Genomic DNA, 8,288 nt, shown 5'->3' with positions numbered 1-8,288 from the left:
CGAAAGCAGGCGGGGCACAGTGGCAGAGAATGGCGCGACCACGAAACAAAACTGATCGGCCTTGCCGGACGCTTCGGGCGGCGCTGCAGGGAAGGATGCTCCGTCTCCCGTTTGTCGGATAGGCGCATCGGCCGGCGGCATAGCCGCACTTCCGAAATTCATTCCCGACGCGCACTCGACAGCGGACTCGTTTATGTTGTCAGCATTCCGACGCCGAGCACAAGAGCGAACCGGCGAGCATCATTCAGGGTTGCGCACAGTTGGAATCGGAGGTCGTGACGGCGATCAAACGGAACCGGATCTATGTGATCCTCGGTCAGCTCGCTCAATCGACCCCGGGCGATTGTACCCTCCACCCGCTCGAAGACGGTTACTGCCGTGGTCTAAGAAAGTGTCGTGTTCGGCACTATGAGGACCGTGGATTGCCGATCGGCCCGAAGGAACAAACAGCACCCACTTTGGTTAAAGCTGCGCGTGCCACCAGACACGCGTTTCTCACACTCGGAGACGACGATGGCTACGAAAAAGGAATCGCAAAGCAAGGCCAAGGGCCTCGAAGATCTTTTCCACGACGGACTGAAGGACGTCTACTACGCTGAGCGCAAAATCCTGGCTGCGCTGAAGAAGATGGCGAAGGGTGCCGAATCCGACGAACTGACCGCCGCATTCGAAAAGCACCGCGACGAGACCGAAGCTCAGATCGAACGGCTGCAGCAGGTCTTCGAGATCTTCGGCAAACGGCCACAAGCAAAGACTTGTCCCGCGATCGACGGCATCATTGAGGAAGGACAGGAGATACTTGAGGAATTCAAGGAAGCTCCAGCTCTGGACGCTGGGCTTGTGGCGGCGGCGCAAGAGGTTGAACACTATGAGATCGCCCGCTATGGCACCCTGATCACCTGGGCCGGACTGCTCGGCCTGAAGGATGCCGTGCCGCTGCTCGAGGAGACGCTCGAAGAGGAAAAGGCGACTGACGAAGCGCTGACGCAGCTTGGAGAGACCAGCGTCAACGAGAGAGCGATGCAGGAAGCTGCCTAGGTAATCGGCGCTTCGACGGAATCAATGAGCACGTCATGAACAATAGAGAGAACGCGCCTCCGGACGACGGCGGCGCGCCTTTGTCGCCGGTGCCGGCCGGCCGGGCGCCGAGCCTGCGGCAACTCCTGTTCGAGCCTAACATCTCTGTCACGTGAAAATCGATTGAACGAAAGCACGATCGCGTTCGTGCGCTTTGGGAATGGATGTAGCCCGTGTGGGAGGAGGCGGCTGTTTTTTTGCTTCCGAGTGGAACCCGATCTGGCGACAATAGTTCGGTGCGGCAACAAAGCGCTGTGCTGTCGGATCGGGGAGATCAATGCGGGAAAGACAAGCATTCACCGACAAAGAAAAACAAGACAGAAAAGAGCGCACGTCGGATGCTGCGCGAGAATTGATCGAGGTCGAGCGCGCGGCACGAGACGCAAAGACGGCTCGGCTTCGGGAACAACGACTGAGGACTGAAACCGCTCTTCCTCCGGCACCGAAACCGAAGAGGAATTGGAAGATCAAGAAGTCGTAATAGCCACGCTGCACCTGGCGCTCTTCAATCATCGGCGGCTGTCTCAAGGCGCAGTTTAATTACAGGCTGCAGCGGCTGGTGCTCGGTCCACGACCACCCTGATCCGATCCTTCGTTGTAGTCGTAGGCAGCGTCAGATAATTCGCTACGTTTGGTCCTCGCGAGCCCTGCCAATTGCTCTGGACTTCTCTAAGCGGCGGGTGGCAGATTTGTTCCGAACGTGCCTACCCTGGTCTTCAGGAAAACCGATGCAGATTGGGCGCGCAAATACACTGCTCATCGAAGCCGCCAGTGAGCTTGAGATCGAGAATGCGATTATCGACGGTAAGGCTTCCGGACAACGCCGGTCTACCGCCCAAAGAGTTGAAGAAACGGCCGGCGAAGCAGTGGGCCAGAGGCGTTAAGCTGCATATTAAGCACCTCCGCGACGAGCATGGCCATTATCCGACATGATTCTGCGCCGTGTATCAGCTACGAATCGGAACCGGTAGTTGGGAGCATTGGCGGGCCAAAAGGTGCTGCGGCTCTACCTACCTCCTTGGCCAATACACTTCACGTGTTCGGCGGCTGCTGCCGTTGGCGCTCAGCTTCGGCTGCATGCCATGCTCGGTCGATGGAGCCTTCCTCAGCCTTGTGGAAGTACTGCGAGCAAACTAGCCAGCCTTTGAGCGGTCTTAGCAATGCAACACACGCGCCAACGGTGAGGGGCAAGGTGGTGAGCGCATGCATCCAATAAGACGGCTCATACGTGAGCTGAAACCATAGTGCGAAAGCCAGCGCCGGGAACGCCACGATTGACATGGAAAAGAAGGCCGGGCCGTCAGCCGGATCGGCGAACGAGAAATTCAATCCGCATACATCGCAACTCCGCGCCAGCTTGAGATAGGTGCTAAACAGATGCCCCTGTTGGCAGCGCGGGCAACGGCCCCTGATACCAGTTAGGACGGGGTTGGTCGTTTCGTTGTAGGTCATCCTCAAAACCACATCACCGCGGCATTGTTACGAGGCAGGCTGCGTCCTCGTTGGATTTCGGCGACGAGAAGTAACTGGTTTTGCTCGCGCCAATGTCGCGTAGATAGCGCAAGCTTTAGGGGCTACCAGAACCCCTTAGGTCCGCTCGCCGAACTCTCTCCCGTTTCCAGGCGTCGGACGACGATCGTCGCGTGGAATCTGGATGACCTCCGCCTCGATGCGGCCGAACTCACGGCCAATTTGAAATGCCGCGTACAGCGCGCCAAGACTGAACAAGAATCGAAGCATTGAGATCTCCTTCGGCGGTAGAACTACACGGCCGGCAGTTAGTTCCACGGGTACGGAACCACAACGTTCAACATTCGTTGCCACTGACCTTGGGCCAAGGAGGACGCAACAGATGGCGGTCAAGAGTACGAGCGACGCGAGCCGAGTTAAGAAGGGTGCAGAACTAGAAGTTGAGCACCTCGCGGAGGTGACAGGCGTGACGCCCAAACAAGCGCGGGCATTGCTTCGCAAGCACGGCGCAGACTGGCAGCGGCTGAAGGACGAAGCTGAAGATTTGAAGAAGGAGGACTAGTCGGGTCGATCTTCGGCGCGATGCCCGCCTCCAAGCATGCAGTCGACAATCCGCGCCCGACGTCGATTTCAGTGATCTCCCAAGGCCTGGAGTCTCGTGCCGGCGATGCAGCCTGTCGCGAGGAAGGCGCGTTGCAAACGCTGGAGTCGTTTAGGCGGTGAGCCCGCCGCTAATAATTGTTGCGCGGTGGTTGCGATGTGAGGCACGCATATCCAAGGCGCAGGTAGGGCAGGGAACACATGGCCTGGCCCGAAGTTGGGGGTGCCAAAGGAGGAGAGGGATGGCGACCACGGCTTCGCAGCATCGCCGTTTTCCGACGTCCGCAGGTATTCTGCTGGGGCTTGGCCTGGGCGGGTTCTTCGATGGAATCGTGCTGCACCAGTTGCTCCAGTGGCATCATATGGCGACCAGCGCCGGCTATCCCGCCGACAGTGTTGAGAAGCTTAGGTTCAACACGCTTCTCGATGGCCTGTTCCACGCCGGCTCATACATCTTCGTCGTGCTTGGTTTGGCCGTGCTTTGGCGCACCGCTCACAAATCTCATCTCTGGTGGTCGGGAAAGATGTTGCTTGGGACGATGCTCATGGGCTTCGGGATGTTCAACCTGGTCGAAGGGGTGATCAATCACCAGCTTCTCGGCATCCACCATGTCAACGAAACCGTCCCGCCGGACCAGTGGATCTACTGGGACATCGGGTTCCTGGTTTGGGGTGCGTGGATGCTGATCGGCGGCCTGGCGCTGGCAAGGCGGGGCAAACGGGAGACGCCAGGCGAGCCTCGCTAGTTTCCGGCACTGCACGCATGCACCGAACTGGTCGATCCGGATGCGCCGCTCGCTGCGGGAACAAATCACGCGCAGCGCGGTTCGGGGCACTTCAGCCATGGAGGGAAAATGCGCAGAGTGTTGAATGCAGGCATTCCGTGCGCTCTTGTCGTTGTTGCCGCCAGCCTCAGCGCACTGTCGGATCCACTGCCGCCCGATACAACCTACCGACCATTGCCCGCCCGTCCATTCTCCGCTGTCAAGGCTGACGACGAAGCGCAGAAGCCGCGCGTCATGGCACGCCAAAGGGCTTTGCTGGAGGAGCGATACGACCTGTCGGATCGCCCAATGCCAGGCACAATGATGTCGGGCGGGACAAAACCTGTCCAGGACGGCGTCCGGATCAAGCTGGCGAAGGACCAGACCTGGCAGGGCCTGGCCGAGATGAGCCCTGGCGAGATACGTGACCGCAACCTGCTGCCCCATGGGCTTCTGCCGCTGCCCCACGTCAAACAGGCGACCGGAGGACAGGTTTTTCCGGAACAGGAAATTCGTGAGATCGGCCGGCAGGAGGGGCGCGATCTCCGACGCTTCGACGTCGATTTCGATCTTCCCGATCACCTTACGCCAGAGTTCCCGTCACCGATATTCCTGACCACCCATCCGGAGCTGGGCGACGTTTCCCGCGGCGAGTTGCTGACGATCCGCAACTACTATGAAATCATGAACGGCATCATCACGCCGGTTCAGATGGAAGGGCTGCGGCTACTCCTGACGCCATTCCCGCAGGAGGAATTCAATCAGACCGAGGACCGCAAGGTGGCGGCGCAGAGCCTGGGCGTAACCTGCCTCGATTGCCATGCCAACTTCAACACCAACGCTGCCTTTCATCTGACGCCCGATGTCAGGCCGCAGGCCGCGCGCTTCCGTCTCGACACGACCAGCCTGCGCGGTCTGTTCAACCAGCAGATCCATGGGTCGAAACGGTCGCTGCGCTCGGTAGAGGATTTTACCGAGTTCGAGCAGCGCACCGCATACTTCAACGGCGATCATGTCAGCGCTACCAGGAAGGGCGTCAACCTGCCCGATCGCACGAACCAGGTGGCGATGATGGCGCAGATGCAGAACATCATCGATTTTCCGCCGGCGCCGAAGCTCGACCCGTTCGGCCGGCTCGATCCCGCCTTGGCCAGCGAGCAGGAACTGGCGGGCGAGCGCGTGTTCATGGGCAAGGGCCGCTGCGCGCAATGCCATGTCCCGCAAACGTCGTTCATGGACAACAACATGCACGATCTGAAGCTGGAGCGCTTCTATAGACCGGGGCAGACCTTCAACGACATGGTGGAATTGCCGGACGGGCCGATCAAGACGTTTACGCTGCGCGGCATAAAGGACACGCCGCCCTATCTGCATGACGGCCGTCTGATGACGCTCCCCGACACGGTGGAGTTTTTCAACCTGGTGCTCGGCACCAAGCTCACCCAAGACGAAAAGAATGACCTCGTTGCCTATATGCTCGCGCTTTGATCGCGGCAGGCCGACCGATCCCGGCACATCTTCGATGGAGGTTCTCATGCGTGCTATTGCAACTGTTTTGGGGTTGGTGGCGATTTCCGCTTCGCCCCTCTCGGTGTCGCCCCTTTTGGCCCAGATCGGAAACCCGGCCGGCATGGCCCCGGATACCAGGATGGAGGCGCCGGGCCAGCCGGCGCCTCATCAGACCAACTACCAGGACCGGCTGTTCGCGCAACTGGCCGCCGCCGGCGGCGCAGCCGAGGTCGAATTCGGCAAGCTCGCGAAAAAGTCCGGCAACTCCGCCGTCACGGCATTTGCCGGCCGCATGGTCGACGACCACTCGGCGGCGAACGCGAGACTGAAATCTCTCGCTGAGACCAACAAGATCCCGCTGCCGGAAGGGCTCGACGAGGAGCACGAGAGGCAACGGGCCGAGCTTGAAAAGCTCGACGGGGCGAGGTTTGATATTGCCTATATCAGCGGGCAGATCACCGATCATCAGAAGACGGTGCAGCTGCTTGAATGGGAGATAGGGTCGGGACAGGATGCCGACCTTCAGCATTTCGCCTCCGAGACTTTGCCGACGGTGCTCGAGCATCTGCAACTGGCGCGCGACATCAAGGCGGAACTGGCAAGCCAAGCGATCGCCGACTCCGCCGCGGCGCCGACTAAGCAGTAGCCCGCCGGCGGCAACATCACTTTTTCCTGCATTGTCCCTCGGCCAGTCTCGTCGCGTTTCCTTGCGGCGAGTGGCCGCCCACGATCTCGCGCGCAGCGGCAGTCCGGAACAATCGCGCCAGACTGCCGTTTGGCAGTATCATCGTGGGAGGAGGTGTTGCAGCGGATCGTATCAGGAGCTCTGGCGGGATTTGCGGCCACGCTGGCGATGACCATCGCCATGCGGCGCCTTTATCCGTTGCTCGACAACCGGGACCGTTATCCTTTGCCACCGCGCGAGATCGTCGAGCGCGTTGCCACCGCCGGTGACGAGCAGGGCGCGCGAACCAGCACGCTGCTTGCCCATTTCGGCTTTGGAGCCCTGACCGGCTCGATTTTCGCGCTTCTGCCCACGCGCCGTGGCAACGGCATCCTTTATGGCCTGGGCGTGTGGGCGCTCAGCTATCTCGGATGGATTCCCGCTGCCCATATCCTCGGGCCAGCCTGGCGGCACCCCTTCTACCGAAATCTTCTGATGCTGGCCGTCCATGTCGTCTGGGGCGCGACCCTCTCCAGGTCTCTGAGCGAGCTCGAAGCCGCAAGCGCCGAAGTGTTTGGTCGGCCCGCCGGCCCAAGGGCGGCGATATCGGAAATTCGTGAGGAGCCAGGCTGATGGCTCCAGGGCAGCGGCTTGTAGATGCGACGGATATTTCTCGTTTTCCGTCCGGGCTCAATTCGCGGGCCTACGCGTAGCGGTCGTGGCGGCGCACCCAGTCCATTCCCTCAGCTTCGTTGCGCCCCTTTGGCATCAGGTCGAGCATGGCGTAGGTGCCCATCATCACCTCTACACCGCGGCCGAAGGTGGTGTACGTGTGAAAGACGGTGCCAGCCTCATCCTTGTAGAAGGCGCTCAGGCCGGGCCATTCCTCGCCGGTTTCCCGCCATTCGCCGAAATTGTAATCGGTGTGCCCGGTGGCGACCTCTTCGGGCGTGAAACTGACCCGGAAATCGTAGTTGAACGGACTGCCGTTCGACGACACCCATCTGAACTGCCAGCCCATGCGCCTGCGATAGCGCTCGATCTCGGCAAGCGGCGCGCGCGAGACGGCGATCATGGTTACATCGTGATGCGCCAGATGCTTGTTCATGCCGTGGGTGTGATCAGCCATGAGCAACTCGGGCAGCCTTCCTTCCATCCCGGCGCGAACATGAAATGTTGCACGAGAAGTTGCGAGCGGCCGTCGAAGAGATCGGCGAGCGCACGCGGACCATCTGGTGTGTCGAACAGATATTCCTTCTCGATACGCACCCAGGGCAGGGCGAGCCGCTCGCGTGCGACCTTGTCGCGAAGATGCGTAAGTTCCTTCTCCGCTCGCAGCAGGTCCCGGCGGGCGGTCAGCCAGGCATCGCGTGAATCGACAGCGTGTTGCATTGTCAGTCTCCTTTGGTTTGGGCGACGGAAATGTTGCGGTGCTGCGAACGGGCGGAAAACAGCTTCAGCCACGGCGATACGTGAAAGAGGCTCATCAGCAGATACATCAGGGCCATGTCGTTGATCGGCATGAAAGGCGAGGCGGCAGAGCACATGGTCATGCCCGGCGAGCCGACAGTAGAAATCCAGGCCATCAGTGCAAAGGTCGGTGCGGCGGCGAGCCCGAGGCAGCGGGCAAAACCGACCGCCTGCCCGAGCAACGAAGTGGCTTTCTCTTTTGCTGCAAACATCGTCATTTCCCGTCCTGCGGTCAAATTCGCCGTTTCCACGGTTTCGATAAAAGACGCTATCTCGGGCAGCCGGGGAGGTGAGAGTTACAAGTGTGACGGGATTTCAATGTGTGGCTGCAAACCGACCTGCAGCAAATCGCCTACCGCAATTCCATTTGCGAGCGTCGCTTGCTGGAGCAGCCTTGGTCGATCCAAGGCCAATGGTATTTTCAAGGGAACGGTAATATACGTAGACGCTCGACGAGCAGCGCCTGCTAAACACCTAGGAACGCCATGCGAAGCCTCGTCTTCACGATGTGTATCGCCACCGCAACTGCCGCTAGCGCGCATGATTGGTACGAGGACAAGATTGACCCACTGACGAAATTCAAGTGTTGCGGTGGTTCTGATTGCCGCGCCGTACCCCGGTCGTCGGTACGGTCCAGGATAGACGGTGGTTACACTTACTTGCCGCATAATTTCAACATCCCACGGGACCGTGTGCAGGAATCGCCGGACGGCCAATACCACATCTGCGAGAGT

10 protein-coding genes and 1 pseudogene are annotated in these 8,288 nt (G+C 60.0%); 6 read left to right on the top strand and 5 right to left on the bottom strand.

What is annotated here, in order from left to right; genetic code table 11:
- The first annotated feature begins 513 nt into the window (after nt 1-513).
- Nucleotides 514-1,038, top strand: a complete 525-nt coding sequence (locus AC0L2C_RS11435; protein ID WP_128186753.1) for a YciE/YciF ferroxidase family protein — start codon at nt 514-516, stop codon at nt 1,036-1,038.
- 147 nt (nt 1,039-1,185) lie between these two features.
- On the opposite strand, the gene AC0L2C_RS11430 is transcribed toward AC0L2C_RS11435, so the two are convergent.
- The 3 genes from AC0L2C_RS11430 to AC0L2C_RS11420 all read right to left on the bottom strand — a co-directional run bounded on the left by AC0L2C_RS11430 (nt 1,186) and on the right by AC0L2C_RS11420 (nt 2,817).
- Nucleotides 1,186-1,590 (bottom strand): hypothetical protein, encoded by a 405-nt coding sequence (locus AC0L2C_RS11430; protein ID WP_473523393.1) that lies wholly within the window; start codon nt 1,588-1,590, stop codon nt 1,186-1,188.
- Nucleotides 1,591-2,109: 519 nt separating this feature from the next.
- The gene (locus tag AC0L2C_RS11425) at nt 2,110-2,529 is read right to left on the bottom strand and encodes a DUF983 domain-containing protein (protein ID WP_473523392.1); all 420 of its coding nucleotides are present in this window, start codon (nt 2,527-2,529) and stop codon (nt 2,110-2,112) included.
- Between the two features lie 135 nt (nt 2,530-2,664).
- Nucleotides 2,665-2,817: a hypothetical protein gene (locus tag AC0L2C_RS11420; protein WP_287064358.1), complete on the bottom strand. Its 153-nt coding sequence runs from the start codon at nt 2,815-2,817 to the stop codon at nt 2,665-2,667.
- A gap of 112 nt (nt 2,818-2,929) precedes the next feature.
- On the opposite strand from AC0L2C_RS11420, the gene AC0L2C_RS11415 reads away from it, so the two are divergent.
- The 5 genes from AC0L2C_RS11415 to AC0L2C_RS11395 all read left to right on the top strand — a co-directional run bounded on the left by AC0L2C_RS11415 (nt 2,930) and on the right by AC0L2C_RS11395 (nt 6,717).
- The gene (locus AC0L2C_RS11415) at nt 2,930-3,109 is read left to right on the top strand and encodes a DUF3606 domain-containing protein (protein ID WP_128247528.1); all 180 of its coding nucleotides are present in this window, start codon (nt 2,930-2,932) and stop codon (nt 3,107-3,109) included.
- A 280-nt stretch (nt 3,110-3,389) separates the two neighbouring features.
- On the top strand, nt 3,390-3,893 hold the full coding sequence (locus AC0L2C_RS11410; RefSeq protein ID WP_473523391.1) for a DUF2243 domain-containing protein: 504 nt from the start codon (nt 3,390-3,392) through the stop codon (nt 3,891-3,893).
- Between the two features lie 108 nt (nt 3,894-4,001).
- Entirely contained in the window at nt 4,002-5,399 is a 1,398-nt protein-coding gene (locus AC0L2C_RS11405) for a cytochrome B6 (RefSeq protein WP_287064356.1), read from the top strand.
- 46 nt (nt 5,400-5,445) lie between these two features.
- Entirely contained in the window at nt 5,446-6,066 is a 621-nt protein-coding gene (locus AC0L2C_RS11400) for a DUF4142 domain-containing protein (RefSeq protein ID WP_473523390.1), read from the top strand.
- A 156-nt stretch (nt 6,067-6,222) separates the two neighbouring features.
- Nucleotides 6,223-6,717 (top strand): hypothetical protein, encoded by a 495-nt coding sequence (locus tag AC0L2C_RS11395; protein WP_287306914.1) that lies wholly within the window; start codon nt 6,223-6,225, stop codon nt 6,715-6,717.
- A 70-nt stretch (nt 6,718-6,787) separates the two neighbouring features.
- Here the strand turns inward: AC0L2C_RS11395 and AC0L2C_RS11390 are convergent.
- Nucleotides 6,788-7,476, bottom strand: a pseudogene (locus AC0L2C_RS11390) (DUF899 domain-containing protein).
- Between the two features lie 2 nt (nt 7,477-7,478).
- The gene (locus AC0L2C_RS11385; RefSeq protein WP_473523389.1) at nt 7,479-7,805 is read right to left on the bottom strand and encodes a hypothetical protein; all 327 of its coding nucleotides are present in this window, start codon (nt 7,803-7,805) and stop codon (nt 7,479-7,481) included.
- Nucleotides 7,806-8,288: the final 483 nt, after the last annotated feature.

The sequence above is a fragment of the Mesorhizobium sp. WSM4845 genome, assembly GCF_055811455.1.
Note: the sequence above shows the minus strand (reverse complement) of the source record. Positions and strands in the feature narration are given on the sequence as shown.

Excerpts from the sequence above, each read along its gene's own strand:
- AC0L2C_RS11435 (WP_128186753.1), top strand. The coding sequence starts at position 514 with ATGGCTACGAAAAAGGAATCGCAAAGCAAGGCCAAGGGCCTCGAAGAT.
- AC0L2C_RS11430 (WP_473523393.1), bottom strand. The coding sequence starts at position 1,590 with ATGATTGAAGAGCGCCAGGTGCAGCGTGGCTATTACGACTTCTTGATC.
- AC0L2C_RS11425 (WP_473523392.1), bottom strand. The coding sequence starts at position 2,529 with ATGACCTACAACGAAACGACCAACCCCGTCCTAACTGGTATCAGGGGC.
- AC0L2C_RS11420 (WP_287064358.1), bottom strand. The coding sequence starts at position 2,817 with ATGCTTCGATTCTTGTTCAGTCTTGGCGCGCTGTACGCGGCATTTCAA.
- AC0L2C_RS11415 (WP_128247528.1), top strand. The coding sequence starts at position 2,930 with ATGGCGGTCAAGAGTACGAGCGACGCGAGCCGAGTTAAGAAGGGTGCA.
- AC0L2C_RS11410 (WP_473523391.1), top strand. The coding sequence starts at position 3,390 with ATGGCGACCACGGCTTCGCAGCATCGCCGTTTTCCGACGTCCGCAGGT.
- AC0L2C_RS11405 (WP_287064356.1), top strand. The coding sequence starts at position 4,002 with ATGCGCAGAGTGTTGAATGCAGGCATTCCGTGCGCTCTTGTCGTTGTT.
- AC0L2C_RS11400 (WP_473523390.1), top strand. The coding sequence starts at position 5,446 with ATGCGTGCTATTGCAACTGTTTTGGGGTTGGTGGCGATTTCCGCTTCG.